The following is a 24,457-nucleotide window of genomic DNA, read 5'->3' as shown; positions in this document are numbered from 1 at the left end:
CTACAATGGGAGAAGACTTAATAAATAGGTCTCAGAGAGCTTAGTGTAATGCCTACGGACATAATGTGGTTATTGGTGGACCACAGGGTGGAGGCATTGACACCGGCGCTAATGTTTTCATGAGGTCTGTCGCCAGGGCTGGCTACTACGTAATTGGTGACAGGGAGTACTTCTCAAACATTAAGGGTAGGCATAGCTACTTCATGGTTAGGGTCAGTGATGAACCCAGGGGAGGATTTCTAAGCACAATAGATGTTTTGGTGGCCCTCGATGCGGAGTCAATATTCACGCACTTCCAGGACGTTAAGCGTGGTGGGTACGTAATCGTCGATACATCAACCTTCAATACAAGGCTTGATCAAATGCAATACATGGAGGATGAGTTTAAGGAGAGACTTAAGGAGTACTTTAGCAAGTCTGGCATTGAGCCTACGGTGAAGGGCGTCATCGACTACCTGAGGAATAACGGGGTAAATGTACTAACAATGCACTACGCTGACCTACTTCAGGAGGTTAAGAAGAGGCTGCATGACATCGACCTACCCTCACTCATTGGTAGGTACTCGAACGTGGTTATGACTGCTACTCAACAGCCGTGATGGGTCTGCCCATTGATTATGTGTTTAAGGGCCTCGAGGATGTGTTCACGGGTAGGAGGGGTAAGTTGTTTGAGTATAATAAGGCCATTGTTGAGGTTGTTTATGATTATGCAAAGTCCATAAAGACCAATATATCACTACCACCAATAAAGAGGGATGTCAGGGCAATAATTGTTAATGGCAATGAGGCAGCGGCAATAGGCAAGATACTTGGCGGTCTCAGGTTCCAGACCTATTACCCAATAACGCCCGCAGCCGACGAGTCCTTCTTCATAGAGGCCCACAACATAGTTAGCCTCGACCCAGTCACTGAGGAGGCCAAGGCCCTGGAGAAGGCTGGCGTAGTGGTTGTCCAAACTGAGGATGAGATCTCGGCAATAAACATGGCAATTGGCGCCGGGATTGCCGGTGCCAGGGCTGCGACTGCGACATCAGGACCTGGATTGAGTCTGATGGTTGAGGGTACAGGGTTCGCGGGAATGAATGAGGTACCTGTCGTGATAACGCACTACCAGAGGGCTGGACCAAGCACGGGTATGGCAACTAGGAATAGCCAGTCAGACCTTAGGTTCGTGATGCACATGGGCCATGGCGAGTTCCCAAGGATAGTAATCTCATCGGGTGATCACAGGGAGACAATTGAGGATGCATACAAAGCCCTCAACTGGGCCGAGAGGTATCAAATGCCCGTGTTCCACCTGGTTGATAAGGCCCTCGCCAATTCATACTCAACTGTTGTCTGGGACATTGACAAGAAGGCCCTCAAGATTGATAGGGGATTAATAGTAACGAAGGATGATAATGACTATAGGAGGTTCAAGATAACGAAGGATGGAGTATCACCAAGGTCAATACCCGGGTTAGGACCAATATTCTGGTTAACGGGCGATGAGCACGATGAGTTCGGCCACATAACCGAGGACCCGGTCACAAGGACAGAGATGTATGAGAAGAGGATGAAGAAGCTCGAGCTTGCGGATAGGGAAATACCAATCACAGACAAAGTTAGGTTATATGGGCCGGAGAGCGCGGACATAACCCTCGTTGGTTGGGGATCAACAAAAGGTGTATTACTAGACGTCATGAACATGCTAAATAGGGAGGGCTATAGGGTTAACTTCCTGCAGCTTAAGATGTTCATACCATTCCCAAGCGATTTCGTGAAAAACGCCCTAAGCAAGGGACAGTTAATAATTGATGTTGAGTCGAACTACGACGCGCAAGCCGCCAGCGTGATTAGGGAGAAGACGGGCATTGAGATTAGGCACAAGGTCGTTAAGGTCACGGGGAGGCCCATATTCGTTGATGAGGTTTACGATGCAGTCAAGAAGATATTGAAGGACAAAGATGAGAGGATAATACTAATGAAGGGGCCCTAAAATCACTTTTAAATGAAACTTCCATTCTAAAATATTTATATTAGTACCCTACATAGTGGTCATATGAAGGCAGTCACCGTTATCCCAGGCGTACCAGAATCGCTGAGGTTAATGGACGTACCCAAACCTAACCCCAGTAAGGGGCAGGTCCTACTCAAGCCAATTAGGGTTGGTGTTTGTGGTACGGATAAGGAGATAATCGAGGGTAGGTATGGCAAGGCACCCGAGGGCAGTCAATACCTGGTCCTTGGTCATGAGGCGGTTGCCGAGGTTGTGGAGCTTGGTGATAGCGTGGATAATGTGGGTGTCGGCGACGTAGTCGTACCAACAGTCAGGAGACCACTGAATTGCGACTTACCCGTGGACTTCTGCCCAGTTGGTCATTACCTGGAGCATGGTATTTGGGGGTTGCACGGCCACGCGGCTGAATACTCAGTGACTGATGCCAAGTACCTGGTTAGGGTGCCGAAAGAGGCCATTGACGTTGCAGTGCTCACCGAACCACTCTCGGTGGTTGAGAAGGGGATTGACATGGCCATGAGGATTGGGCAGGCCAGGTTTGACTGGAAGCCGAGGGCTGCGTTGGTGCTTGGCGCGGGGCCCGTGGGTTTACTGGCCACGATGACCCTTAGATTGATGGGCCTTAACACGGTGACAACAGCTACAAGGCCGCCGGATAGCCTAAAGGCGAGGCTCGTTAAGGAGCTTGGCGGTACGTACGTGGACTCTGTGACTGAGCAGATAAGCGGTGAATTTGACATAGTGATTGAGGCCACTGGATCGCCACAGGTAATTAGTGAGGGGCTCAGGCACATCGCACCAAATGGCGTGTATGTCCTACTCGGCGTATACCCAAGCGGTGGTTCGTTAAGTGGTCTTGGCGAGTTAATGACTAATGTTGTCCTTAATAATAAGGTGATCATAGGTTCCGTGAACGCCGGGATTAAGCACTTCGAAATGGCCCTGGAGCACCTGAGGAGGGCTAAGGACGAGTTCAATAACTGGCCCGCCAAGTTAATAACCAAGAGGGCGAACCTGAGTAATTACCAGGAGGCATATACGTGGACTCACGATGACATAAAGACAGTATTAGAAATAACCCCTTCATAAAATATTATTGCTCACAATCAAGGCGGCTACCCATACCTAATCCATCATAGAGAAGCCTACAGCCCCTAAGCATCTCCTTAACGACTGGGTCATCAACATCATCAACACTAAGCACGAGTAAGTCCAGGAATAGACCCTCAGGCTTCAATGAATAAAACCTCAATAACTCACCACGCACATCAGTGACATGCCCAAGTATAACCGCAACATCATAGTCACTATTGGGTAAGTAATCACCGCGCCTGGAGCCGAACAATACGATTGTGCTCTCGGGAACCTCCTGGACAAGCCTATTCACGTACTCCCCAAGGAGCTTATCACCCTTCTCAACATACCTAGACAGGTCCTTAGAAGCCGACCTAATGAATTCGATGATTCTCCTCGCATACTCCACAGGAACATCAACGCCCAACGACTTAATAGTCCTCAATAATTCGGCCAGGTCATGCGTGAACGGATACGTACCTGCCTTAGCCAATAAGAAACCATTTAAATAAAGCTCAGCCGCTTGCTGGGCCTCGAAGCATGAGAGCCAATAAAGCCCATCCCTAATGTGGTTCTCCGCATCCACTAGGAAGGCATCACCCTTCTCAACCCACTCACCGGGTAAGTTCATTATTTTATACCGTGTGGAACGCATCTATATTAAAGTAATAACTTACGGAATAGTAGAATAAAATGAATGCATCTAAAATGAGGAAGAGGGTTTGAGGAGCAGATAGGGTACTTAACTAGGGATAATGCTGTATCTGATGAATCGTTATTATCGACAGGGATCGCCGTAATACCGCCGAGGCCCATAACCCTAATGCATGGGAGATATCGTTGAGGTACCAATAAGGGCTTGGGACACAGAGAATACCCGTGATAAAACTAGGTAAGTAAAAATATAAGCCAGATCATTAACCCTTAACTAAATGGAAATACCCAGGGAATTAATAAAGGCTGCTGAGGAGAGGGGTATTGACGTCACGGACTTAATAATAAATGCAATAAGTAAGAACGATCCATCAATCGGGGTAAAGCTACGACTACAACTCGCTGAGAAATACCTTAATGAGGCTAAGGATTACGTTAGTAAGAGTGATGCCGTCCAGGCCGGCGAGAAGCTTTACATGGCAGCTGAGGAGGTGGTGAAGGCGTTGGCAGAGAAGTATGGATTACCCGAGTACCAGCAAGCCACGATGGAGGCAGGTAGTATACTCATCAATTAAGTTCTGCAGCCAATAAATTATCAGGGATATTAGGCGGTTGGGTCCTAAATGGCTGGAGCAGGCCTACCTACTCCACGTCTGGGGCTTCCACGAGGCTAAACTGGGTATTGATGATATTATTGGCTATGTTGATGAGGTTGAGAGAATGGTTAAGGAGACTGAGAAGGCATTAACGCATTGAATTTAGGAGACTAAATATGTAAAATAAAGTGTTTTTAAGATATTCATATTATGGCGTAACCGTGGCATTGTTTGGTTGGGAGGGTATTATACGTTGATCTAAGTAGTGGCAGGACCTGGATAGAGGCTATTGGGGATGATGTCTATGATAAGGTGCTCGTTGGTGAAGGACTTGTTGCCTACATAATCTATAAGCACCCCAGGGAGATAAAAGGGACCTCAATATAATAGAGACCGTGAATGCCCCACTCCTCTTAAAATTCTGGTGCTGGTTAAGCTAGGGCTCATATGTGTATTCTCAGTATGGATGGCATGTACGTGAGCGGCTTTAATTACAGGGATATTGTGGGTACCCCGCCTCATAGACTCGTTAAGGAGTATAGTGTTAACACGAATGAGCTTTAAAGAATCCGAGTAGCTTCCTGACACCAGTTAGGTGCTGCTGGTTACAATTACCTCAGTAGGCTTCTACACGATTTGCTATATTAAGGATTTGTTAACGGCTGTGGCTAGGCAAGTGATAGATGATGGAGACCGGTTATTGGTGTCAAATTCTGTTCTTTAACCTATTTCTTATGAAGTTGATAACCTCGGTTATGTCCTTCTTGACTAACTCCTCACTTGTGTACCTGGAAACCTCGCTGTACCTGTCTAGGCCGTTGTATTGGAATTCATGTAAATTAAGGGCTATTTCTACGTAAAGCCTAAGCTCCTTATCACCTATTATTGAGGCCACCTCACTAAACCTTGAACTTAACATGACTGTTATCAGCCAATCAACTCTATCAATTACCTTGTTTGGCCCCAACCTCCTGGTGCCTGGATAGTGCTTTGCTAACTCATCCCTACGATCAACGGCTAGCCCAGCCACGTAGGCCTTAATGGCTTGATAGGCCTTGCCGGCGGCGTTCCTCATTAATCCGTACTGGAGGAACCTCTCGGCCAGGTCGACTTCGTAGAAGGCTTCCCTAAACCTATCCTCCTGGTACTTCTTAGCGTCTATCCAGGGGTTTTGTGATCTTCACATTCCCAATTCCGCGTGAGGTGATAAAATACTTTAGGCTTCAATAACTCTCCTGGCGTTGGTGATTAAGTCCTCAATGAGCTTTAGGTAGCTCGTTAGGTCTTCAACGCCTAGTTTACCCTCATGGAAGCCCCAAACACGCAGTGCGTATCCAGCTGCCCAACCAGCCGCAGGCCTACTTAGTATAACGATTTAATGACTCAATTTATAATTCGGTAGTAATCCTCCGTGGCCCATTGCCGCTATTTCCTCCCTGCCTGGTATTAGGTCTGCCATTAGCTTGGCAGGAATATGTCAATGGCGTTATAGTCGCTGTAGTATATTCCTCCGGCGGATATTGCGAGTATTGGTGTATTATCGAGTATGGCTATCATCGTCATTGTCGTTGGCTTAATGGGTACCCCATAGGCTATGACCCTAGCCTAAGTCTCCTGATTGCGATTGGTGTCTTATCCGTTGGGTCCACGGACATACCGCCTGTGATTACTACGGCCTCCGCACCATTGCTTACGGCATACTTCACGGCGCCCATTATCTTATCCTCGTCGTCAGGCACCACCGTATTGAATACCACCTCCCAGCCGTATTTATCAGCCCTGGCCTTAATCACTGGGTAGTAAAGGTCCTTCTTCCTGCCCTGATAAATCTCGGTACCCGTGACAACGATGCCAATCCTCTTTCTTTTGAACGGCACGACACTGACTAGATTCCTATACCTCAGTAATTCCTCAACCTCGTCCCTCCTCATGCTAAGCGGTATCACGTCAACAACACCAACCAACTCATCCTTAACAACACCGCTCATGCCCTGCCTAGTAATCAGAAGAACATTACCACCCAGGTTTAACTCGGTCAAGCCGTGTATATCAACCTTAAGCACGCCATTGACACTGGCCATTATCCAGGCTGAGCCCTGCCTAGCAGGCTTGACGTACGTATTCTCCCCAGCCACTGCCCTAGCCATTGCCTCGGCAATCTCCCACTCATACATCAAGTCACTTGACTCCTCATTACCCTCAACCCACACGAAGTAAACTCCAGAGTCCTTGAGTCTCTCGACATCATCTCTGGTAATCACGTGGCCCCTGGGCAGCAATACCGTTGCCCCATCCCTACCCACATACGTCGTGTCATAACCAAGCACCTGCCCAACCGCATCCTCAACCCTAACAAGCCTCACATTACCGACTTACCAAATGCGCCTTTAAATAATGATCCCAATTAAACAGGTTATAAGCAATGATTATTAAGCGGCGCGTCTTGGGCTACCTGTATGGAGAGACTTAGGGTAGGGTTCATCGGGCTTGGTATCATGGGTAGCGCCATGGCCATGAACATCCACAGGGCCGGCTTCCCACTAATTGTTTATAATAGGACCAGGTCGTTCGTGTTTTGTTTGTTTTTATTGGGCCCGTGGGCCCTGGGCGGGGCAGCCTAGGTACATCATTGCCTTGGCTATTGACCAAGCTCTTTCGATATTGCCCTTATTCACTGTCTCCTCATGTATTCTTTCTAGGACCATGCAGATCTTGGCTGTGAGGTTTGGGTCTTTCTTAACCTCGCTCATACTCATGTAGACCCAGAATCCGCCTTTCGACGGCCTCAGCCCAGCGTCGTAGCCGGCTCTCTTGAGCCTCTCCCAAATAGCCTTGGCCTCCCCATAGTCCCTACGCCAAGCCCTAAGCACGATAGTGCCGCTGTTATTACTTACCACGCTCATCTTTATGCCGGCAACCTCAACCATTGACCTACCCTTCGGCTTGGGCTCCATGTCAGTCAACGCCACCAAACGCCTAGGCTTCTCGCATCCGGCAATTGGGCTAAGTCCTCAATCAACACCTTAATCACCAGGTTGCCGAGCATCCTCTTAGCTAACTCAATAGCCTTTGAGGACTTAACCACGTAGGCTACGGTATGCCTATCATTATTCCTTTTCCTAAACCCTAGCCTTCTTAGTCTCTCGATTATGTTATTCCACAACTCGAGCTTCGAATGGCCCATGGCAAGCCTAATCTCCTTACTCTCGGTAATCACACTACCATCGCCGAACACCGCATATAACACGAACAGTAGGAACTCCTCATCGCCGAGTTTGCTAGCTTCCTCTGCAACCTCGGACTTGTCCTTAAACACACCCTTGTGATCAGTAGCCCTTAATTGCCACATGATGCCCACATCGCCATCATTGAGACTCAAGCCACTTATGTGCATGTGGTTCTTCCCAGGCCAAGCCAGTGACCAGGCAAAGACCTGCCAGAGCTGGTGGGTGCCCATCTCTGGGTAGCCCTTCTTGTCAATTGAGCCGTCGGTAAGCATTAGTCCGCACTGCATCGCCCTTAATCTTTCATTGTCAAAGAGTCTCGGCACAACAACATAGGTTTCCCTAAGTCTCATAAGTGATATGTTTATCGTTATACTCCCCGATTTGGCGACCCTATCTATCTCAATTGCCAAGTCCTCCACGTACAAGTGCGCCGTGAATGTCTTGTCCTTGTTAAGCAGTTCTCCCGTAATTATTACCCTCGCCTTGCCGCTCCTTAACCTCTCGATTAGCTCCTCGAGCTCAGGCTTGTAGGTCTTGAGCCACTTCTCACGTGCCTCCTCGGCTAGTTCAAGCATTTTCTTTCCAGAGTTAAGCAGTGCTTTCCTCAGGTTTGCGATGTTTTCGTCACTGCTTTCTCCAATCTTAGCCCTAATTTCGCCCAACCAATTGCTTAGGGCATTGATTGCGTCGTCGAATGGAGTGGCTGATTCACTCAACAGCACGGCTTTGTGCTTCTCGACCCTGCTTAGGAACTCGTTGATTAACTTCATAGTTTCCTCAATGACCCTTGGGTCGTCAACGGGCTCGCCACACCTCAGGCGTTTAGAGCCATTGACCTTAACGCCCCAACAAACCTTTGGCCCAGGGCCCACGGCTGGATTTGAGTCGTTCCCCATGCCTCTATCGAGTTTGGTCCGCTCATACTGCTAAATTAATACGTTGTAGGTTTAAAAATACGTCAAAGCCAACCTCGATGGAGGTTATGGAGAAGGGCTTATAAAGGAGTTCAAAAGCAAAGTGGTGGAAAGTCCCCAAGGGGGGAGTAAAAGTAGGGAGGAGTAGAAGTATTTAAAAATCCCCATGGGGGTGTAAAGGCAGCAAATTTTTAGCCCAGGGCCAGGGCCCACGGGCCTTGAGTTGGCTCCTACGCTCCATTGGCCCCCAAGAGGGGGTAGAAGTCGTTGTTTTAGGGATGATACAGAAAGAGGAGTACTACGTCTGCGATGTTTATGGCAATGCCGGCGGCGGTGATGCAGAGGATGAGCCCGCCGGATTCAGACTCGGGCGCGAACGCGGCGGCTAATCCGACCGCTATAAACCAAGTTGTCATAATGAGGATCATAAAAATAAAAAGAAGAGGGATGTTAACGTTGGTTGGCGCATTATGAATATCATCAGTGATATTATGACGGCAGCCAACCCCAACGTGATGCCGCATACGATTGACGTACTCCCATTACAATTTCATATACGCCTGCTGCAAATGCACATGCGGCTGCTCATAGGCTCATCGCTTAAAAATGGGTTCATTGGTTATGGCGTTGGCTGTGGCATTTGTTTGCACCGCGCCGGCGCCTGGCGAGGCATTGTTTAGGTGCGCCTGGGTTTGGGCGGCTTTTGTTCGCGTTGTCCCCACGTTGCCGTGGGGAGGCAGGCGTGAGGCCCTCTTCAATGCTTCGGCACGTGGTTGCGAATAACTTCTGGCTGGTTCGCCTCACCCATTGGATTTTATGAATGCATGCCTGGGGTTAGGAGAACAATGTTTTAGGTGGGTGGCGCGCTTAGGTGGGCCCATTTACGCACTTGCAGAGTTAGCTACTTGCCCTGCACAAGCATGACGTAATACACCTAGTGGTGCTTGGGTCCTGCGTGCAGGCAATGCACAGTGGCTGCTTGCTCCTTTGCTCCTGCGGGGGCATATAAAGCAATGAAACACTTGCTAACCATCCGCCTGCAAGCATCGTTAGGAGCGGTGGAGTTATTTGCAAGAGAAATACCGTGAAGGAAGGCATTAATTTAACGTTGGGAACAAAAAAAACGGCGCTGGCGTATGCGATATGGCCATATGGCGCCAAATATCATTATGGCTATGCCGATTTTGACGGTGGCCCTCCAATGCTTTTTGAAGAATGCGTCGCCTTGCCTAAGCCTATACTCCTCATATTCACTAAGGCCTACATATAAAACTAGCGTTTACCCTACACGGCGGTCCATTTTGAGTTGGCCCCATCTTGGAAATAATAGGCCGCGTAATTATCAAATACGACACTCCACGTGAGCGTGATCCATAGGTAATTCATGCGGTTATGCCTAATTATTAACAATTATTAACATTGGCCAGGGCGAGTGGCCCTGGCCCCCTAACCTGGGTTATTTAAGTCCTTCCTTTATGGGTTCGTCATGGGAGGTTGAGTTTTTCTTTGAGCGGCTTAAACCACAGGTCGATCTGTAGGGCCGTTTCGAGTGTCTCCAGGCTAAGCCTACCGCCGCGGATGTACCTCCTCGCCCAACTGAGTGGGTACTCGGCCTTGAACCTGCACTTCGGGCACTCAACAATGAAGTACCCATCCTCCTCATACTCGAGGAGCCACATGCCCCTGCGCCCGCATTTTGGGCATTCCACGTTGAGGAAGAGCGTTGCCGAGGGTCTCCTCCTGAAGAATAACCTCGCCAATATACTCATCACCTATAAGCTGCACGCCGGTTTAATAAAACTTATGCATAGAATGCGCTTCTCCCCACTAATGGTTTGAGTTGACAAAAAGATTGACAAGCCACCCTTTAGGGCGGGAGGGGGTCAGCATAGTTTGGTTATGGACACCGGCGGCCCCGTCTTTGCCTTATACCTCCTTATGTAATCGAGTATCTTCACGTCGACCTCGAACTCCCTGTTCGCCTCGGCGAGTAGGTAGGCTGCGAACATCGTGTTGTCGCGCCAGTACGGCTCCTGCCATAGGAGGTCCGCATTGCCGTGCGCGTCAATGATGACTACGTCGGAGGAGATGCCGCGGAGGTCGGCCTTAGGCCTGGTACCGCCTATCATCCACCATGAGCACCACCACGTAGTCGGGCGGCGTCCTCACCGCCTCATCGTAATCGAGGGGCTTGACTTGGTGGGTGGCCGCCAAAAGCCTGAATGGCCAGTAGCCGGCCATGTCATGGATGGGCAGCGGAGTTGCTGATAACCTCTCAATAATGGACTTGATTGCCTCCGAGATTGCCGCGTTTACGTCATTACCCGCAGTTATGCCTAGCCCCCCTTCCACAAACTTTGGCCTGCACCTTAATTCGAGCGGTAGCTCGGGAATTCTCAGTACATACTCGCCCTGAAGCTCCAAAAAAACTCGGATCGTACTTGATGGATGCGCTTATCGGTGGGCCCCGTATTTCGTCGATGAAGATGTTGGCGTTGCATTCCAGTCCGCGGCACTCACTCCTGAGTATGGCCTCCAAGTCCTTTACCAGGTTGTTAATCCCTACCGCACCGCCCCTAATTTCCTCAAAAACTTTAATGCCCCTAATTCTTCCAGGAGTTTCCACAAGTTTGCTGAGGGCGCTAACGGAATCCCCGTAGTCAAACCTACTGATCTTGACCGTGGCCTTACCGCCCGTCGGGAGCGCGATCTCGGCCTCCTCCCTCACCTTAATCCTCTTGAACAGGCCCCTCTTCGGCGGGTCCTCCCTATCGATGTTGATGATGTAGCGAAACGCCGGCTTACTACCGGCCAACCTCAACTTGAATTCGCCGGCCACCCTATTAGCCAGGACGCTGTTAAATCCCCACCTGAGCTTCACTAGGACTTCCTCCTCGCTAACACCGCTCACTTCGAAGCCGCTTCTATCATCACTTCTGAAACCGCTCGTGTCATTCCGCATATCGGCACTTATATCTATTGGGAGGAGGACAACCGCATCCGACCCCAGCAGCGCCGCCAACCTATCGATCACGGGCACCGGGAGCATGCCCCCTCAGAGAATTCCGATAGGCAGTATAAAAACCTATAAACATTATTACCGCTAAGTAGGCCCATTAGGTTCCTCGGTATTTCCATGTTCCATTTGTTGAATGCGTCCTTGATGCTTATTATCCTGCAGTCGTTGGTGCCGTACAAATCCTTCAGCTTATCAATGCCCCTGCAGTAGTCTGGGTGTAGCCTCGGCAGGTTCTCCCAGACCCACCTAGCCGTTACCGGGAACCTATCAATCAACGTACTAAACATCAACCACGCAACCAACCTAATCTCATGAAAAGCCCCAAGCCCCGTCCTAAGCGGCATGAAATTTAGAAGATGAAAGTAAAAGTAAATGTAAGGATGCCATGGGGTTGTACTGCTTCAGATGAGTTATAAGTCCATCACGCGTAACTTTGATGGTGTCCTAAGGGAATTGATGAAGAGGGATAAGGCATATGCCGGAATAGCTAGTATGGCGTATGAGTGGAGGTTGAGGATGGTCAAGGCTAGTATCGTTAAGTTGAAGCGTGAGGTTGCCGCGGAGAACGTGATTGACCCGCCGCAGCTAGTTAAGAATGATTGGGGCCTTTACCTAACATAGCGCGCATCCTCCTTAGCCACTCCGTGAACTCCCTATCCTCTTCTTCCTCTTCCCTCTTCTCTATTTCCATTAGTTTAAGCTCTGCCTCATTGATCACATCATTGTCAGTGATGACCGCCAACATGGGAATTAATGAATATGGAAGCGCATACCTTAATTCATCGCACGTCGGCGATAGGTAGTCGCAGTCCTCGGCAGCTTCTGCATCCTCATTATCGTACTCTGTGATGCACGCTATTTCCTCGCAGAACTCCTCAGTTAATCTACGTATGTCACCGCATGGGAGCTCGCGTAAATACTTATTAACCGCGGCTAGGACCGCATCGGCACTCCCAGACTTGGCAGCGTTCATCGCCACCTCCACAACCGCCGAAAGCATCGGCAACCTCCTCCACCTTTCCCTCATGCACTTTATTTCTGGGCGCATTCGCTAAGCCTGCCGCGCCAGCCTTAATAAATATGCTGACTCGTATCTGTTCGTGGCTATACCCATCACTTACGGGACAGTTGAGCGGTCAGGAAACCCTACCTGAATTTCCTAAGAACTAACTATAACTCGTAATCCTTCATCCTTACCATAAAAGGCGAACTTATTTAGCTTGCATTTATGATGTACTGCGCGAGCTTTTTGTTCACGGCTATTAACAGGTCTGTGGCGTACTTACTTGTGCTAATTAGCTGTAGGACTTAAACTCATCTTTTCACCTGGCAAGGCTCAGCTTAATTCTTCTTGAGTGAGCCCTAGTCGCTATTTCACCGATCACCGACGCAGCCTTACATCATTCTCCAGCGACTACATCGCTATTTAGTACGACTACATCATCTGGCTCAAGCACCTATGGTTTCATAGATATTATTTACTTTATTTACTTTTTATGCGCTCTGGGGCGGTTTGACGTGGGCCAACCCAAAACTAAATAAATGTATAATTAGATACTCAGTATTAATGAGTATGAATAGACTACGGTTTGTTTGGCAAAGCATATGCTATGCACTAGCCAACTGCCGTTAGAGCGGTATATAAGTAGGGTTCCCTTTGGGCGGTTCATTGGTTTGTGGTTTACCGCCTTCATCCTCATTGCTTCACAGCTGGTGAGTGCTTTACGCATCCATCCCGCTCCGCTCGTCCAGCGGTATAGGATTTAAATTTTCACCCGCCCCTTCTAGGGCGAGACTTGCCGATCTTTCCGTCATCATCATAAAGCCTTAACTCACCACGTAGGAACTTCTCCAAAAGCTCTATATTCCTCTCGAATTCCTCCTGCATTATCTTATTACACTCGCCATTCCTCGCCTCCTCCTCAAGCCTATCCATCACGCTCTTATGGCTGCACCCCCCACCTCCAATAACCCGCTTAAGCAAATGCGTGGCGCATTCTATAACGCCTTCCTTACAAACATCCAATGCCAGGTCCACACCGCTGCCAACCTATATACGTATAATCCCTCCGGCGTTCTAGGCATCCTTCGGAATGCATCGTATATACTTCCATACTTAATGCTGCCCTGCTCGCTGTAGATGCCGTCCTCGGCCTTGGCAATCACGTAATGCACGCGTCCGTTTTCCTCCCCAATTATGGCCACCATGCTTGTGAAGTTGTCCAAATACTTTATGAGAGCCTCGCCAATGCCGTAATCACCACCCCACTCCTCTAATATGTTTGAGAGCAGGGTCTTTTTTCATATCCCCCATTAGATTCGCGCTGGCATGCTATATAAAGCTCTTGTTTAGATACCTCACTGAAACTATTGCCCCAATCACATCATAGTTCCCAATGAATGACTCGGCGGCGGCACTGCGCCGAGGACCTTCATGGCGAGCGCCATGTACTGTTTCGCCTTCCTCTTTGCTGCCGCCCTCAGTGCCGCCGCTACCTCCTATGGCCGCGGGACGCGCATGAGGCGTACAGCGCGGCGATGACAGTGCCCTCCTTAGCGAGCCTGTCGAGGAGTACCTCCGCATCCTCTATGCATGGCTTTGGCACCTCAACGCCAACCCTCCTCACGACATCCATTATGAGGCGCCGCGCAGCCCTCGCCGGCAGCACTTGCTTAGCAGCTTAGGCGGCCTTACGGTAGTTGAAGCCTTAACGCGCGGCACCTCCTCACTCTTACTAGCGGCGTGTACACGCCGGCCTTCTCTATGTAGTGCCCGTTAACGCAGACGCAGTGGTCTCCAACATCGTAGACCTCCTTACCGCATACTGGGCACGCGTCGGGGCAGCTCATATGCTGTTCACCTCCACCTCACCATCGCTTATCCTCACGCAGACCTCCTCAGAATCAACCTCATCAATCCTCCTAGCCGCCTCCAGCGCAACCTCCCTGCTTAGGCTTGGCAAGCCCTGCACGCCCAATACAGCGCTCAGCACGAGGAGCGCCTTAACTACGACCTTCCTCCCAATAATCGTGGTGGCCCCCATTACGAGTTTAATATTTTGAAATGGAGTATTAAGGGTTTTAACAAGACAGGTTATGGGCCCATGAGACCCAGGCCGGCGCCCTAACTCCTCTCAACGAGTTCTAGTACCTTGGCCCTCACCTCCCTCAGCATCTTAGCTGTTTCCCTATCCTTAACCTGCCTGAGGAGCTCATCAATATCATGTAGTAATGACCTAGCATCCTCGATTGAGGGGCTTTCCACGGCGCTGAGGCTCGCGAACTCTGCAAGTGCCCTAAGGACCTTGGCGTTTATGCCGCCTGGGTCGAGGTCCTCCCTAACCTGCCTATAGTATTGCCTAATTTCCTCGCGCCTCATCATTTAATTAACACCCCCAGGCGCTTTTAAACGCGTTAATCAAGCGGTAGCGACGCTAGATAGGCAAACCTCTCAAACGAGGTTGGCTCATCCTCACGCACCTCATTGTTTATGACGACCTCGCCCCTAGCCTTAACCTCCTTCACCGCCTTACCCTCCTCCTTAGCCTTAACCTCCACCGCCTTCACAACCTCCCTACTCATACCCCCCCCCCCAAATAAGCTGGGCAATACCCACTTAATAAAGCTTACTAATGGGTGTTGGCGAGAGTAGGGCCTTGGGGCTTGGCTACGTTGTCGCTGACGTTGTGGAGGAGGGGAAGTTTGAGGAATTGAACATAATCGCGAGAAATTTTGAGAAGTGGGTTTATAAAGGAGTTTAAAAACCAACGTGCTGGAGATTCCCTAAAGAGAGTAGAAGGAATAAAGCTTGCTCTCAAAACAGGGGGTTGGGGATTTTAACGGCGCTCGCGGCGCTCAGTGTGGAAGTGGTGCCGTTGATCGATTGTTGGCCCGGCCACGAGGGGGTTTGCAGGCGTTACTCCCGCTGCCTTTCGGAATACGGCATAGCCATGTGAAGTCCCTCGACGTGCCTGCCGAGCAGCTTGCGGCCTGCCTGGCGAGGAGGGCTGACGTTGGGGTCTTATCGAGGGATTACGACCCACTCCTCATTACTCGGGTCCTCTACATGCCCGTCAAATACCCGGTGAGGTTCTTGAGGATTGAGCTGAAGGATGACTTGGCTAGGCTGCTTAATGTGAGTGTGGAGTGCGGTGGGCATAAGTTCGCCATTAGGCGGCCGGCGCCTAACCCCCCTCCTCAACATCGAGTTTACGGTCGAGGGTAATCGCCTCCTAACCCTCATTTCCTAACTCCTTAATTACCTCCTTAGATATTGCCTCCGCCTCATTAATTACGGCATCTATGAGGCCGCAGGTCGGGCCGCCCCCGCACATTAACTTGTACAGTGAGTACACAGTAATTACAATCCTTTTAGTAACCTCCTTGGTGGCGGTTGGGTAATCGCCATAGCATGTAAAGAGCAGCTCCCGCTCGTTAACATCATCATCCCTTATCCCGCACTTCTCCACGAGCACGGCATGGAGGGCCTTCGCAAATCCCACTAAATCCACGCAATCACTGGCAGGGCTTCATGATCCCGAGCCACAGCGTTACGGCAGCCTTAGTAATTGCCGGCTTCAAATCTTCGAGCGTGTTAATGCCCTCGAGCTCCTCAATTACCGACTCCAACAAATCGAGTATTACATTGCTGTACTTCCCAAGGGATATAATACAATCTTGATAACTCACACCGTATTAGAACAAGGCATTTTAATAAATATATCCTTGAAAGTGATGTACGAAGGATGCGTGGGTTGGGTATTAATTAATGAGGAATTGGGCGATATCCTGGAGCGCGTCTCGATAAATGTGCACAACCTTCCTAGCCGCCTTGCTTATTGCCGTGTATGCATCATAGCCGCTGGGCGACTCCCTTATGAATGAAATCCTCAAGCGCCAAAGCCGCCCCTCCTGATGTAAACCCCATCAACCGAACCGCCGATCTCATGATCAACAATAAAGCCCACTCCCTCCGGCATTACTGGGTCGGCGACAAACACGTTAGGCCTCCTAACGGCATTCACAACGTCCTCCAACTCACTGGCTTAACAAACACGGTATACGCAGGTATGCTTTTATTAATCCTAAACGCCACTATTTCGCTTGCTCTGACCGTCATATCATGGAGTAGGCTTGTCCATTATGTACCTCGTGATGTTCAGGCCGATTAAAATAATGAGGACTATCACGAATATGCCCAGGATCATGCTTATTGACTGTAAGAGGACACCTACAATAATGATTGAGAATAGTATTATCCTAAAAGGCTTTAGTCCTCCCATAGGTAGAGGATTATGTTCTTCATTCTCTTAACCATTGCGCGCCACCTCAAGCCTTATTGTTATCATAGAACTAATATAATTATTAAATTGTATGGAATTGAGCTCCACGCCAACTATCCTCGCACCACCAAGCCTAACTAGCCTCAGTGCTACCGCGACTGCCTTAGGCACTTTACTCCCTATTGCCTTTATGGCGACTTGGCCATTGAGGAGGAGGTGTATAGTAGCCGCAATCGCGTATGATGAGGTGGGCTTGTCCTTCACTCTTACAACGGGCCACTCATGCATTTATCCCTCACCTCAACCATGTACCTATTCAGCAGGCTAGTCTTATAAGTTATTCTGGACAGGTAGGGCTTAGTAAACACTGCGCTCTGCCTCTTCGGCGATATGAAGGCGAACACCCTATTTATCGATTGAAGCTCATTGAGCCGCTCCTCGCTTGCCCTAAGCACGGTACGAGCCATCTCAAGTAACCGCGCATCCTTTGGGTAGTTTAGGACAAATATTAGCGAGTAAATGTTTAGGTCGGATTGAGTTACGGCAAACCCGGCGTCGCTGGTTTCGTAGAACGTCTGGGCGATGATCCACCGCATCAGGCCGTACTTTCGAATCGTCAGTATGACGTCCGACAAGAACGACCTCACGTACCTTGCATATGTTGGGTAATCCTCGAATATTACAAAGGTATGCACATACGTCTTATTATCACCAACACTAACGGAAATTGCGGGGAACACTGAATGCCGCTATCGCTTCATGCCGATGAGGAGATAAAGAATACTATAAAAATGCAAGCTCCTCATACAAAGGCCTAGTAAGACTATATAACGCGGCTGCCAGGACAATGATATACGGAAGCCACATGGATGCGGCGCCGCTCGTGGTTAGGGGCGCAAATTCACGTACCATCACAATAGGTGTTGAGGACATCCCAATCCTCGTTAGGGCGGCGAATATAGATACGCATATAGACGACGAAATTTTGGCATACATGCATAGGTTCCCCACCATCATGACTATTGAGGCGCTGTCCGAAGCCGATAGGGCAGGCTCGATGCAGCCCGCAGTCGGCTACAAATCTTGAATCACATCCTTACGAATCTAAATAATCTAGGCATTACCCAACCCGACCCAGTCTTAGGCCAACTGCAAGCCGAATTAGGCGCGATTGAGCATAGGCTCAGGGAAATCAGGTAATTTTAAAAAGGAATGCAATATTTTTAAGCAATTAAATACGGCTTATTGCTGTGGGCTATCACAGGCTTGTCGTTGGCACGATATACTCGAGGCTTGTTAGGGACTTATTATTCGAGACCATTACAGGTGAGGACGTCTCCGGCAGCGATATAGAGAGGACGGTAATATTCTTCCCATACCTGGCGAGGCTGCGCCACCGATGGGCTATCTGATAAAAGTTAAATGCACGATACCATGGAGCCCCTTCTACGTCGCTTGCGGCAATAAAGTCAGCCCATTCAATGTATACCCGCCATTCACATACGTGTCCTATAAGGGGGAGCTGGTGCGCATGTTCACCACGCCCGAGGAGTACTCGAGTTACCTGGCCAGGGCGTTCTCAATATCCTTCAACCTGATGGAGCTGCTCACGAGTGTCGTCAGTGAGGTGTTTCCAAAATTCGAGTATGAGTTCAGGAGGATGGACTGGGCCCTCGGCGACATCAGCAAGGAGGAGGTCGTGGTGGAGTTTAAGGGGGCCCTCCTGGACGCCGTACTCAATGCCGAGACAAGCGAGGCGTCTAAGTACGCGCTCGCCAGGCTCATTAGCCTAATGGAGATTACGACAAACAAGTATTACCTACACCACGTGGCGTTTGACCCGTGGATTAAGGTGAACCTTGGGGCCTTCTCGGAATTCGCAGCCCTCCCGCACGCGGTCGATGCGCTGAAGAGGGAGGGGTTAATAAACGTGAGCGAGAAGAGCCCAATGCACGTAGTCGTTGTTGGCGCTGACGTGCTCTTCTTGCCAGCGTATGAGCCTGGAAGGTCGTCGCTCTTAAACGACTTACTATCGTTCATAAGGAAGGTGGGGATCAGGGTCTACATGCAGTCAAACATAATCCTAGTGAACCCGCGCAACAGGGCCGCGAGCATCATACCGCTGGATGACGTTGATGTCGTAATCACGAAGCACCACCGAATACGCGTCATAGTCGGGCCCACCGGCAGCGGCAAGACCAAGAAGGCGCTGGGCATGATTGGCGACGTGTTATCCGACATAAGGCGGAACATGGCGTGGGACATACGTAGGGGGGCGATGGTGGTCATCGTCGGCCGAAACCTGGACTACGACATAGAGCTGGTGAAGAGTCGCTTCAAAAACCTGGTGGTCCTAAGAGGCCACCCACGAATTAGCCCCAGGGACTATGCATACCTGGCAATCCCAATGTCGCCGGAGGAGGCGGAGGTGGTGGAGGTGGCGATGGCTAACGCGCTGGCTAAGAGCCAAGACCTGCAAGATGCGTTACGGCGCACTCTCAATGACGTGCAGGTCGATGAGGTAATCAAGGAGGTCAAAAACGTTAAGGCTCACTCAGAGGTCGTGGCTGCGGCACTCAGGAAGCTCAACCTACTCACTAAATATAATGAGGCTGCCAAGTTGGGCGCCTTGAGGGACGCACCGATTAATTACCACGGGGTTGACCTCGTGGCACATTACATAGCGCCTGACGATGCGTATAAGGAGTACGCCGCAGCCACGGTCCTGCGGAGCATCACGTTTAAAAGGAATGCCCTTTACACGATATACCTAATCGATGATGCGGACAAGACCCTACTGGGCGATGCAAGCCTCAGCATGAGGCAGAGGGCCATGCACCTCCACCCACTCCTGGCCCGGCTATACGATATCGATGCCGTGGTGATACTCACAATGCATGAGGAGAACATCGCACAGATATTCCCCAACGTCACACGGCCAGGCCTCCTCACCGCGGCAAACATATACATGGGCTTCTAATCAGGCCAATTCGGGCTTAACGCATTTCTAAGAAAAAGTAAAAACATAGGATAAATATGTTAAGTTTCTTAAAAAAATACTCTCCTCCCACTCTTTCCCTAGATATGTCAGATGTGGGTCTGCTACCATTAATCACCAGTACTATGCCGTCGGCACTCATCATTATTAGCAGTACCTCATGCTTCGAATTAATTATCTCGTCAGGGGGATCGCGTAGGCGCATCGTAAATCACGACTGCACCCCACCATCGGTACAACGTTTATGTAAATCCTGCCCACCCTAAAGCACCGCCCTCCTGTGGCTGGTTTTGCCGCCCCACCGCGGTTACCCCACGGTTCTAGAAATCAGCGGTCACCAATGGCTTATTAACCCACGCCCCAGCAAACCCACCGGGAGACCATAAATAACACGAAAAGACTTCCATAAACGCGAAAAATTCAGCCCTGAACTCATTGACCTTCCTAACCTCAATCTTCTTAACGTCCTGGCGTGAGTTCCTCAAGGAGGAGCCGCCGAAGATTTGGCAAAGCTTTATCTGGTTAGATTGAGGAGGTTCATTAAGCTTTGACCAATCAACTGGAGTGGTTTAACAATTCCTACGAGTTCAGAAGACTACCAAGCACCACATGCCCGGTCTGTGGATATGAACTAAGGCAACCACCCAATAAAATAATGGCCTGCAAAAGTGCGATTTAAGGCAAATAGGGCTCGGTCCCAATAAAATTGGCAATGAACGGCAAGGCATACCACGCCATTACTAGGCATTAAGTAGAAATATTTTTATTTTATTTATTTATGATATATCAACTAGTTGATGGGAACCAAAAAAATTCGTACTACATACGGAGGATGCCGCCAACATCGGCTATACTATCTTCGCATCGATTATAGGTGAAATGAGTGACGCCGCAGAGACCAAGGTTAAATTGTTTGGTGATGAACGCAGCGCCGCGGAATACATGCAGGAAACACTAAGCAAGCTAAAAGCGGATTTCGAATTCACCGCCTCCCTACTCGTGCGGGGCAACGGGGCATTCGTAGTGGTGTCCGCGGGAACAAACAACGAGAAGCTATTCCACAAATTCATAGAAATTTTTAAGGCGCACGGCGCGAGCAAGCTAAAGTAAGCCCTGCGGCTACTCCTGAAGCTTCTTAATCCCATTAAGCAATTCCCTCCTCAAGGAATCCACCGTGAACGCCTCAACGCCCCATTCAACAGCGTGATTACCTCATGGTAAATCGCCATGTCATGGTACACGAGCCTTGCCCTCCTCATGCCATTCTTACACGCTCACTAAATTTGTGTGATTAATGCTCGTGGCCTTAAGGTACTTCGTAGGGAGTTCATGTGGAGGGTATGATTGGGGGTTTTGACCTTTAATTTTGCTTTGGTTTCTTAATTTCTCACCTTAGTTTGTTAAACCCAGCGGCGGAGTATGCTAGGCCTATTATGTAGAGTATTATGCCAACGAGTATTATTGTTAGCAGCGCCCCGAGCCATATCCACTTGGCTGCCCTTTGGAAGTCGTTAATATTGCTGGACCTGGCGAGCTCGATATACGCATTCTTCCAGAAGTAGCCGCTCACCACGATTAGTGCGTATGCTGCTGCGAGTATGCCGATGATGGATGCGGTGGCGGCTGTGGCGCTTCCTGAAAAGGCTGCGTTAAATATTGCGAAGATGCTTACGAACAATACTGCGATGAGTGTGCCAAGTATGCCGCCCACTATCGCGATTATGAGCGCTTTTAGCGCGTTACTCCATATGGCGTCATTACCATAGGCCTTAGACGCCTTGTTCAACGCTATTAGGAGCAGTATGTAGCCGACTATGTCGACATCGGGTATTATCGCAAGTATTGACCCGATGAGGCCAAGCGTACCGGCCGTCTTTAAGTCCTCACTCATCAAAGAACATGCCTCGTACTCATTTAAAAATTTTTATCCAGAAACTCATTCAACACAGCCCCTTCTATTCCCTTTAAGGAGTCACTGGCACATTGGTTTTGGACCGCTTTATAAGCCATCCTCTTAAAAATGCCCATCAATCATTGAAACAACAAAGCCGCCTTGGTTGCGGCTTTGGTGAGGCCCTCAATCGCGGTGCCGGAGTATATCTTGGCGATGCTGTGGGTGCCGTTGGAGTAATTCATAATGCTGATCCAAGCCTGCGCAATGCCGTTGTCCCCCTCGCGTAGATTATTCGAACCTCGTTGCCGCCCCTCATGATTATGGAGCCTCAGTGAACGTGCCATCCTCACGCAGGGTGAGGGTAATGCCCCCGCACTTAACTTCCCTCCCGCTTTCGCCATCCCTCACTATGCACATGCCGCCGTATTATTAATCTAAACATTTATAAATACGTATTAGTTACAGAACAGAGGTAGTCGCCGCCAAAACTATTACTCTACTCTCTTCTAATCCCTTTAGGGATTCTCCAGCATATTACTTTTGAGTCTCCTTATAAGTTCTCCTATAGGTGCTCGCTGAGCACTGCCTGTATCCTGCCCCTGACCTCCTCATCGCTGATTACTGACGCCAGCTCGCCTAGTTCCTGCCTTACGAGGGCCTCAATCCTTGTGCCCTTGAAATCCCTCAGGAGCCTTGCCGCGCCCAATGCAAGCGATGATGATGCCTTGTTCATTAAGGCCCTTATGAGCATGGCGAGGTCCCTATCGTAATTCAGCGCCTGCCTATACGCCGCGTCGGCTGCCTTTACGGCGTTCCTAACGAGCAGCGCCAGCCCTCGGTTGAGGAGGACGGCGCGTGGTCTCTCGATTGCCAGGATCAGCGCCCTCACGTACTCGAGGGGCTTGCCGGGGCCCAGTATTGCCGATGCATACCCAGTAGGGAGTACCTGCTGCAGCGCCTGCGAGATTGATGAGGCCAGGTCGGACGCGGCGCCCGGCGCCATCCTACCGGCGGTTAATTGGGACAGGACTGCCTTGAGCTCATCCACGGCCCTGCCCAGCGCCAGGCCCGCCACCTCGCCCTGCACCCTCATTACTAACGCCTCGGCCCTGATCCTCCTGTCTAAACCCACAAGGCTGAACATTAGTGATTAAGTAATTCACTGCTTAATAAGCGTTTTGCAGCGCCTCCTGCGCCCTCGCAAGGAGCTGCAGTATTGCCCTTGCGTTGGCGTTCACGGAGGTGGTGCTTAGCTCGCGGTACGCGATGTTTATTGCCGACATTGCCTCGTCCCTGGGCAGGCGCGCCTCCATCGCCGGCAACGCGTATTTCGACATTACGTGCAGTACAGCCGCCCTCATGGCCACCTCCCTAGCCAATGCAGCTGCGTCGCTCAGCGAGAGGAGCCACGCGGCCTCGCCCAGGTGCGTGCTCACCCCCGCCTTGAGGAATTCCAGCAATGCCGAAGCCACCTCATCCGCGTACTTCATAGCATTGCTCAGTGCGTCCTCCACATCGCCTGTACTGACCTCGCCCCTGACCACGCCATTGATTATGCGCATGACATCCTCATCCATCCTCAACACCTCACCCGCGCACGCTGCCTTTGCGGAGGCCAACGCAATCATGGCCTCCCCAACGTCCCTGCCCAACGTGGATGCGGCGAGCGAGATGGACCGCCCGCAGCCCCCTATTCCCTTTCCCTCTAATCCCTCTTCGGGCTTCCGACGCGTTGCTGCCACAGCTCCCTTAGGGCCGCCTCCGTTGGGAGGTGCGGCTTCGTGGCTATGAGGGTTGAGACCGCGTTGGCCACCGGCGGTGCGATTCCCCCGCGGCTGAGCTCCGCATATAATGCAATGGCTGCGTGGCGGCTGAAGAACCTTGACGCCCTATAGATGTATGCGACGTCCTCATAATCGCCCCTAAAGCCCTCGAGGGCCGCCCTCGCTATCGCGGCGGCCACGTCAGTGAGGGCCTGCAGGCCCTCGCTCGGCAGCCCCTGGCCCTAAGCGGCTCGTAGGCAGCGTCGTAGGCGAGTTGGAGGAGGTAGTCATCATCCATTGATGGGCTGATGACGAAGAGGGCCGCCACCTTGGCATCGTCCCCCAGCCACTCGCCAGGGCAGCCTCCACGTCGTGGTTGTCCCTAACGAGCAGCGCGGCCACCCTCACAAACCATTTCTTGAACTCGCCGCAGCCGTGCACGCGCAGCGAGAGCTCGGCGAGCGCCCTGATGCCATTGTACGACGACGCCTCAGAACTACTAATGGGCAGGCCCATCCTACTCAACGCACCTGCCAGCTCAGCCCTCCTCCTAACGGCATCCCCAATGACCAGCAGAAGCTCATCGCACGACCTCCTGGCGAGCCACCCCTCAACCGCACGCACGCCGCCCACGGCCACGGCCTGCACGGCGCGGCTATAAACGCTCATACCACGCATTAGTAATACGCATACGCTTAAAAACTAACTATACCGCGGAACCACGCTAGAACTAAATACAACATGGGGTGGTGGAGGCTTGAAAAAATAGTTCTGACGCATAAGTAATAAGGCTTATCGACGCCGTTAAAACAATGTTTGGGCATCCTCGTAAGCAGGTGGTAAACCATCCAACGAGGGCCAACAGGGAATCCTAAACACAAGCTATTTAAGGAGTGTGCGAATTAGTAATACCGGTGGGGAAAATGGGTTGGGGATACACAAGCTGGGAATCCACACCAACGTGGTTAAAGGCGTTCGCAATAGTTGGGGCTGCCGCAATAGCCCTCTTGGTTGTGGTGGTCGCGAGCCCGCATGTT

The 24,457-nt window shown here is 50.5% G+C and carries 45 protein-coding genes and 2 pseudogenes; 15 read left to right on the top strand and 32 right to left on the bottom strand.

Translation table 11 applies throughout. The features are described from left to right. Positions 1-65 precede the first annotated feature (65 nt). From JCM16159_RS16840 to JCM16159_RS10010, 3 genes are all read left to right on the top strand, one after another. Positions 66-599, top strand: coding sequence for a 2-oxoacid:acceptor oxidoreductase family protein (locus JCM16159_RS16840; RefSeq protein ID WP_243666569.1), 534 nt, complete (start codon positions 66-68; stop codon positions 597-599). 20 nt (positions 600-619) lie between these two features. Next, on the top strand, positions 620-1,978 hold the full coding sequence (locus JCM16159_RS10015; RefSeq protein ID WP_243666568.1) for a 2-oxoacid:acceptor oxidoreductase subunit alpha: 1,359 nt from the start codon (positions 620-622) through the stop codon (positions 1,976-1,978). Positions 1,979-2,041: 63 nt separating this feature from the next. Further along, positions 2,042-3,088: a glucose 1-dehydrogenase gene (locus JCM16159_RS10010; RefSeq protein ID WP_054857741.1), complete on the top strand. Its 1,047-nt coding sequence runs from the start codon at positions 2,042-2,044 to the stop codon at positions 3,086-3,088. 4 nt (positions 3,089-3,092) lie between these two features. On the opposite strand, the gene JCM16159_RS10005 is transcribed toward JCM16159_RS10010, so the two are convergent. Beyond that, positions 3,093-3,704, bottom strand: a complete 612-nt coding sequence (locus JCM16159_RS10005; protein WP_054857740.1) for a HEPN domain-containing protein — start codon at positions 3,702-3,704, stop codon at positions 3,093-3,095. Positions 3,705-4,005: 301 nt separating this feature from the next. On the opposite strand from JCM16159_RS10005, the pseudogene JCM16159_RS19295 reads away from it, so the two are divergent. Next, positions 4,006-4,483 (top strand): annotated as a pseudogene (locus JCM16159_RS19295) (PaREP1 family protein). 71 nt (positions 4,484-4,554) lie between these two features. Next, positions 4,555-4,710: a hypothetical protein gene (locus JCM16159_RS16825; RefSeq protein WP_243666565.1), complete on the top strand. Its 156-nt coding sequence runs from the start codon at positions 4,555-4,557 to the stop codon at positions 4,708-4,710. A 319-nt stretch (positions 4,711-5,029) separates the two neighbouring features. On the opposite strand, the gene JCM16159_RS09995 is transcribed toward JCM16159_RS16825, so the two are convergent. Both JCM16159_RS09995 and JCM16159_RS09990 read right to left on the bottom strand, forming a co-directional pair. Beyond that, on the bottom strand, positions 5,030-5,485 hold the full coding sequence (locus JCM16159_RS09995; protein WP_054857739.1) for a PaREP1 family protein: 456 nt from the start codon (positions 5,483-5,485) through the stop codon (positions 5,030-5,032). 430 nt (positions 5,486-5,915) lie between these two features. Then, complete coding sequence (locus JCM16159_RS09990; RefSeq protein ID WP_243666564.1) at positions 5,916-6,686, bottom strand: molybdopterin-binding protein; 771 nt, start codon at positions 6,684-6,686, stop codon at positions 5,916-5,918. 93 nt (positions 6,687-6,779) lie between these two features. Here JCM16159_RS09990 and JCM16159_RS16820 point away from each other — a divergent pair. Continuing rightward, positions 6,780-6,890 (top strand): annotated as a pseudogene (locus tag JCM16159_RS16820) (NAD(P)-binding domain-containing protein); the annotation flags it as partial. 18 nt (positions 6,891-6,908) lie between these two features. Here the strand turns inward: JCM16159_RS16820 and JCM16159_RS16815 are convergent. Together JCM16159_RS16815 and JCM16159_RS09985 are read right to left on the bottom strand one after the other, a co-directional pair. After that, entirely contained in the window at positions 6,909-7,277 is a 369-nt protein-coding gene (locus JCM16159_RS16815; protein WP_243666563.1) for a hypothetical protein, read from the bottom strand. 5 nt (positions 7,278-7,282) lie between these two features. Continuing rightward, entirely contained in the window at positions 7,283-8,446 is a 1,164-nt protein-coding gene (locus JCM16159_RS09985; protein WP_243666562.1) for a hypothetical protein, read from the bottom strand. A gap of 327 nt (positions 8,447-8,773) precedes the next feature. Here JCM16159_RS09985 and JCM16159_RS16810 point away from each other — a divergent pair, with 327 nt between their 5' ends. Together JCM16159_RS16810 and JCM16159_RS16805 are read left to right on the top strand one after the other, a co-directional pair. After that, complete coding sequence (locus JCM16159_RS16810; RefSeq protein WP_243666561.1) at positions 8,774-8,938, top strand: hypothetical protein; 165 nt, start codon at positions 8,774-8,776, stop codon at positions 8,936-8,938. A 132-nt stretch (positions 8,939-9,070) separates the two neighbouring features. Next, positions 9,071-9,247 carry a hypothetical protein gene (locus tag JCM16159_RS16805; protein ID WP_243666560.1) on the top strand — a complete coding sequence of 59 codons (177 nt, stop codon included), beginning with the start codon at positions 9,071-9,073 and terminating at the stop codon, positions 9,245-9,247. Positions 9,248-9,948: 701 nt separating this feature from the next. On the opposite strand, the gene JCM16159_RS09975 is transcribed toward JCM16159_RS16805, so the two are convergent. The 5 genes from JCM16159_RS09975 to JCM16159_RS09955 form a co-directional block, all read right to left on the bottom strand. Further along, complete coding sequence (locus JCM16159_RS09975; protein WP_054857737.1) at positions 9,949-10,233, bottom strand: hypothetical protein; 285 nt, start codon at positions 10,231-10,233, stop codon at positions 9,949-9,951. 114 nt (positions 10,234-10,347) lie between these two features. Next, positions 10,348-10,593, bottom strand: a complete 246-nt coding sequence (locus tag JCM16159_RS09970) for a hypothetical protein (RefSeq protein WP_054857736.1) — start codon at positions 10,591-10,593, stop codon at positions 10,348-10,350. Further along, positions 10,571-10,816, bottom strand: coding sequence for a hypothetical protein (locus tag JCM16159_RS09965; RefSeq protein WP_054857735.1), 246 nt, complete (start codon positions 10,814-10,816; stop codon positions 10,571-10,573). The genes JCM16159_RS09970 and JCM16159_RS09965 overlap by 23 nt, the downstream gene beginning before the upstream one ends. Next, entirely contained in the window at positions 10,785-11,426 is a 642-nt protein-coding gene (locus JCM16159_RS09960; protein ID WP_243666559.1) for a hypothetical protein, read from the bottom strand. The genes JCM16159_RS09965 and JCM16159_RS09960 overlap by 32 nt, the downstream gene beginning before the upstream one ends. A 68-nt stretch (positions 11,427-11,494) precedes the next feature. Beyond that, positions 11,495-11,827 carry a hypothetical protein gene (locus JCM16159_RS09955; RefSeq protein ID WP_054857733.1) on the bottom strand — a complete coding sequence of 111 codons (333 nt, stop codon included), beginning with the start codon at positions 11,825-11,827 and terminating at the stop codon, positions 11,495-11,497. 61 nt (positions 11,828-11,888) lie between these two features. Here JCM16159_RS09955 and JCM16159_RS09950 point away from each other — a divergent pair, with 61 nt between their 5' ends. Then, complete coding sequence (locus tag JCM16159_RS09950) at positions 11,889-12,104, top strand: hypothetical protein (protein WP_054857732.1); 216 nt, start codon at positions 11,889-11,891, stop codon at positions 12,102-12,104. Here JCM16159_RS09950 and JCM16159_RS09945 read toward each other — a convergent pair. The 8 genes from JCM16159_RS09945 to JCM16159_RS16785 all read right to left on the bottom strand — a co-directional run bounded on the left by JCM16159_RS09945 (position 12,073) and on the right by JCM16159_RS16785 (position 15,065). Then, on the bottom strand, positions 12,073-12,531 hold the full coding sequence (locus JCM16159_RS09945; RefSeq protein ID WP_054857731.1) for a hypothetical protein: 459 nt from the start codon (positions 12,529-12,531) through the stop codon (positions 12,073-12,075). The genes JCM16159_RS09950 and JCM16159_RS09945 overlap by 32 nt on opposite strands. Positions 12,532-13,254: 723 nt before the next feature. Beyond that, on the bottom strand, positions 13,255-13,521 hold the full coding sequence (locus JCM16159_RS16800) for a hypothetical protein (RefSeq protein ID WP_243666558.1): 267 nt from the start codon (positions 13,519-13,521) through the stop codon (positions 13,255-13,257). After that, positions 13,482-13,691, bottom strand: coding sequence for a hypothetical protein (locus tag JCM16159_RS09940; protein ID WP_054857730.1), 210 nt, complete (start codon positions 13,689-13,691; stop codon positions 13,482-13,484). Before JCM16159_RS09940 ends, JCM16159_RS16800 begins: the two co-directional genes overlap by 40 nt. Positions 13,692-13,975: 284 nt before the next feature. Continuing rightward, positions 13,976-14,119, bottom strand: coding sequence for a hypothetical protein (locus JCM16159_RS16795; RefSeq protein ID WP_243666557.1), 144 nt, complete (start codon positions 14,117-14,119; stop codon positions 13,976-13,978). 55 nt (positions 14,120-14,174) lie between these two features. After that, on the bottom strand, positions 14,175-14,333 hold the full coding sequence (locus JCM16159_RS16790; protein WP_243666556.1) for a hypothetical protein: 159 nt from the start codon (positions 14,331-14,333) through the stop codon (positions 14,175-14,177). Next, the gene (locus JCM16159_RS09935) at positions 14,330-14,527 is read right to left on the bottom strand and encodes a hypothetical protein (protein ID WP_054857729.1); all 198 of its coding nucleotides are present in this window, start codon (positions 14,525-14,527) and stop codon (positions 14,330-14,332) included. Before JCM16159_RS09935 ends, JCM16159_RS16790 begins: the two co-directional genes overlap by 4 nt. A gap of 80 nt (positions 14,528-14,607) precedes the next feature. After that, complete coding sequence (locus tag JCM16159_RS09930) at positions 14,608-14,865, bottom strand: hypothetical protein (protein WP_054857728.1); 258 nt, start codon at positions 14,863-14,865, stop codon at positions 14,608-14,610. Between the two features lie 32 nt (positions 14,866-14,897). Then, complete coding sequence (locus JCM16159_RS16785) at positions 14,898-15,065, bottom strand: hypothetical protein (RefSeq protein ID WP_243666555.1); 168 nt, start codon at positions 15,063-15,065, stop codon at positions 14,898-14,900. Between the two features lie 50 nt (positions 15,066-15,115). On the opposite strand from JCM16159_RS16785, the gene JCM16159_RS19290 reads away from it, so the two are divergent. Then, the gene (locus tag JCM16159_RS19290; protein ID WP_367834445.1) at positions 15,116-15,244 is read left to right on the top strand and encodes a hypothetical protein; all 129 of its coding nucleotides are present in this window, start codon (positions 15,116-15,118) and stop codon (positions 15,242-15,244) included. A 191-nt stretch (positions 15,245-15,435) separates the two neighbouring features. Next, positions 15,436-15,708, top strand: coding sequence for a hypothetical protein (locus JCM16159_RS09925; RefSeq protein ID WP_054857727.1), 273 nt, complete (start codon positions 15,436-15,438; stop codon positions 15,706-15,708). Between the two features lie 7 nt (positions 15,709-15,715). On the opposite strand, the gene JCM16159_RS09920 is transcribed toward JCM16159_RS09925, so the two are convergent. The 7 genes from JCM16159_RS09920 to JCM16159_RS09910 all read right to left on the bottom strand — a co-directional run bounded on the left by JCM16159_RS09920 (position 15,716) and on the right by JCM16159_RS09910 (position 17,505). Then, entirely contained in the window at positions 15,716-15,994 is a 279-nt protein-coding gene (locus JCM16159_RS09920; protein ID WP_243666554.1) for a hypothetical protein, read from the bottom strand. A gap of 4 nt (positions 15,995-15,998) precedes the next feature. Next, positions 15,999-16,172 (bottom strand): hypothetical protein, encoded by a 174-nt coding sequence (locus tag JCM16159_RS16780; protein ID WP_243666553.1) that lies wholly within the window; start codon positions 16,170-16,172, stop codon positions 15,999-16,001. A 72-nt stretch (positions 16,173-16,244) separates the two neighbouring features. Beyond that, on the bottom strand, positions 16,245-16,376 hold the full coding sequence (locus JCM16159_RS19285; RefSeq protein ID WP_367834444.1) for a hypothetical protein: 132 nt from the start codon (positions 16,374-16,376) through the stop codon (positions 16,245-16,247). After that, positions 16,373-16,519: a hypothetical protein gene (locus JCM16159_RS16775; protein WP_243666552.1), complete on the bottom strand. Its 147-nt coding sequence runs from the start codon at positions 16,517-16,519 to the stop codon at positions 16,373-16,375. The genes JCM16159_RS19285 and JCM16159_RS16775 overlap by 4 nt, the downstream gene beginning before the upstream one ends. Positions 16,520-16,603: 84 nt before the next feature. Beyond that, positions 16,604-16,765, bottom strand: coding sequence for a hypothetical protein (locus JCM16159_RS16770; RefSeq protein WP_243666551.1), 162 nt, complete (start codon positions 16,763-16,765; stop codon positions 16,604-16,606). 27 nt (positions 16,766-16,792) lie between these two features. Further along, positions 16,793-17,053 (bottom strand): hypothetical protein, encoded by a 261-nt coding sequence (locus tag JCM16159_RS09915; RefSeq protein WP_243666550.1) that lies wholly within the window; start codon positions 17,051-17,053, stop codon positions 16,793-16,795. Then, positions 17,032-17,505 carry a hypothetical protein gene (locus JCM16159_RS09910; protein WP_054857724.1) on the bottom strand — a complete coding sequence of 158 codons (474 nt, stop codon included), beginning with the start codon at positions 17,503-17,505 and terminating at the stop codon, positions 17,032-17,034. The genes JCM16159_RS09915 and JCM16159_RS09910 overlap by 22 nt, the downstream gene beginning before the upstream one ends. Before the next feature lie 107 nt (positions 17,506-17,612). On the opposite strand from JCM16159_RS09910, the gene JCM16159_RS09905 reads away from it, so the two are divergent. The 3 genes from JCM16159_RS09905 to JCM16159_RS09900 all read left to right on the top strand — a co-directional run bounded on the left by JCM16159_RS09905 (position 17,613) and on the right by JCM16159_RS09900 (position 19,745). Next, a complete protein-coding gene (locus JCM16159_RS09905) occupies positions 17,613-17,852 on the top strand; it encodes a hypothetical protein (RefSeq protein ID WP_054857723.1) in 240 nt (79 codons plus the stop codon). A 163-nt stretch (positions 17,853-18,015) separates the two neighbouring features. Beyond that, positions 18,016-18,177, top strand: a complete 162-nt coding sequence (locus JCM16159_RS16765) for a hypothetical protein (RefSeq protein WP_243666549.1) — start codon at positions 18,016-18,018, stop codon at positions 18,175-18,177. Beyond that, on the top strand, positions 18,165-19,745 hold the full coding sequence (locus JCM16159_RS09900; RefSeq protein ID WP_054857722.1) for a hypothetical protein: 1,581 nt from the start codon (positions 18,165-18,167) through the stop codon (positions 19,743-19,745). The genes JCM16159_RS16765 and JCM16159_RS09900 overlap by 13 nt, the downstream gene beginning before the upstream one ends. A gap of 338 nt (positions 19,746-20,083) precedes the next feature. On the opposite strand, the gene JCM16159_RS16760 is transcribed toward JCM16159_RS09900, so the two are convergent. Next, positions 20,084-20,248: a hypothetical protein gene (locus JCM16159_RS16760; RefSeq protein ID WP_243666548.1), complete on the bottom strand. Its 165-nt coding sequence runs from the start codon at positions 20,246-20,248 to the stop codon at positions 20,084-20,086. Positions 20,249-20,642: 394 nt separating this feature from the next. Here JCM16159_RS16760 and JCM16159_RS09895 point away from each other — a divergent pair, with 394 nt between their 5' ends. Next, positions 20,643-20,873 (top strand): hypothetical protein, encoded by a 231-nt coding sequence (locus JCM16159_RS09895; protein ID WP_054857721.1) that lies wholly within the window; start codon positions 20,643-20,645, stop codon positions 20,871-20,873. A 277-nt stretch (positions 20,874-21,150) separates the two neighbouring features. On the opposite strand, the gene JCM16159_RS09890 is transcribed toward JCM16159_RS09895, so the two are convergent. The 6 genes from JCM16159_RS09890 to JCM16159_RS09865 all read right to left on the bottom strand — a co-directional run bounded on the left by JCM16159_RS09890 (position 21,151) and on the right by JCM16159_RS09865 (position 24,044). Continuing rightward, positions 21,151-21,654 (bottom strand): DUF996 domain-containing protein, encoded by a 504-nt coding sequence (locus tag JCM16159_RS09890; protein ID WP_054857720.1) that lies wholly within the window; start codon positions 21,652-21,654, stop codon positions 21,151-21,153. Positions 21,655-21,794: 140 nt separating this feature from the next. Next, a complete protein-coding gene (locus tag JCM16159_RS09885) occupies positions 21,795-22,058 on the bottom strand; it encodes a hypothetical protein (RefSeq protein WP_054857719.1) in 264 nt (87 codons plus the stop codon). A gap of 161 nt (positions 22,059-22,219) precedes the next feature. Then, a complete protein-coding gene (locus JCM16159_RS09880; RefSeq protein WP_054857718.1) occupies positions 22,220-22,801 on the bottom strand; it encodes a hypothetical protein in 582 nt (193 codons plus the stop codon). Positions 22,802-22,823: 22 nt separating this feature from the next. Then, positions 22,824-23,285, bottom strand: a complete 462-nt coding sequence (locus JCM16159_RS09875; RefSeq protein WP_243666547.1) for a hypothetical protein — start codon at positions 23,283-23,285, stop codon at positions 22,824-22,826. Between the two features lie 77 nt (positions 23,286-23,362). After that, positions 23,363-23,620, bottom strand: coding sequence for a hypothetical protein (locus JCM16159_RS09870; protein ID WP_054857716.1), 258 nt, complete (start codon positions 23,618-23,620; stop codon positions 23,363-23,365). 1 nt (position 23,621) lies between these two features. Further along, complete coding sequence (locus tag JCM16159_RS09865; protein WP_243666546.1) at positions 23,622-24,044, bottom strand: hypothetical protein; 423 nt, start codon at positions 24,042-24,044, stop codon at positions 23,622-23,624. Between the last annotated feature and the right edge of the window lie 413 nt (positions 24,045-24,457).

Source organism: Vulcanisaeta sp. JCM 16159 (assembly GCF_001316265.1).
GTDB lineage: Archaea > Thermoproteota > Thermoprotei > Thermoproteales > Thermocladiaceae > Vulcanisaeta.
This window is presented reverse-complemented; position numbering and strand designations above follow the sequence as displayed.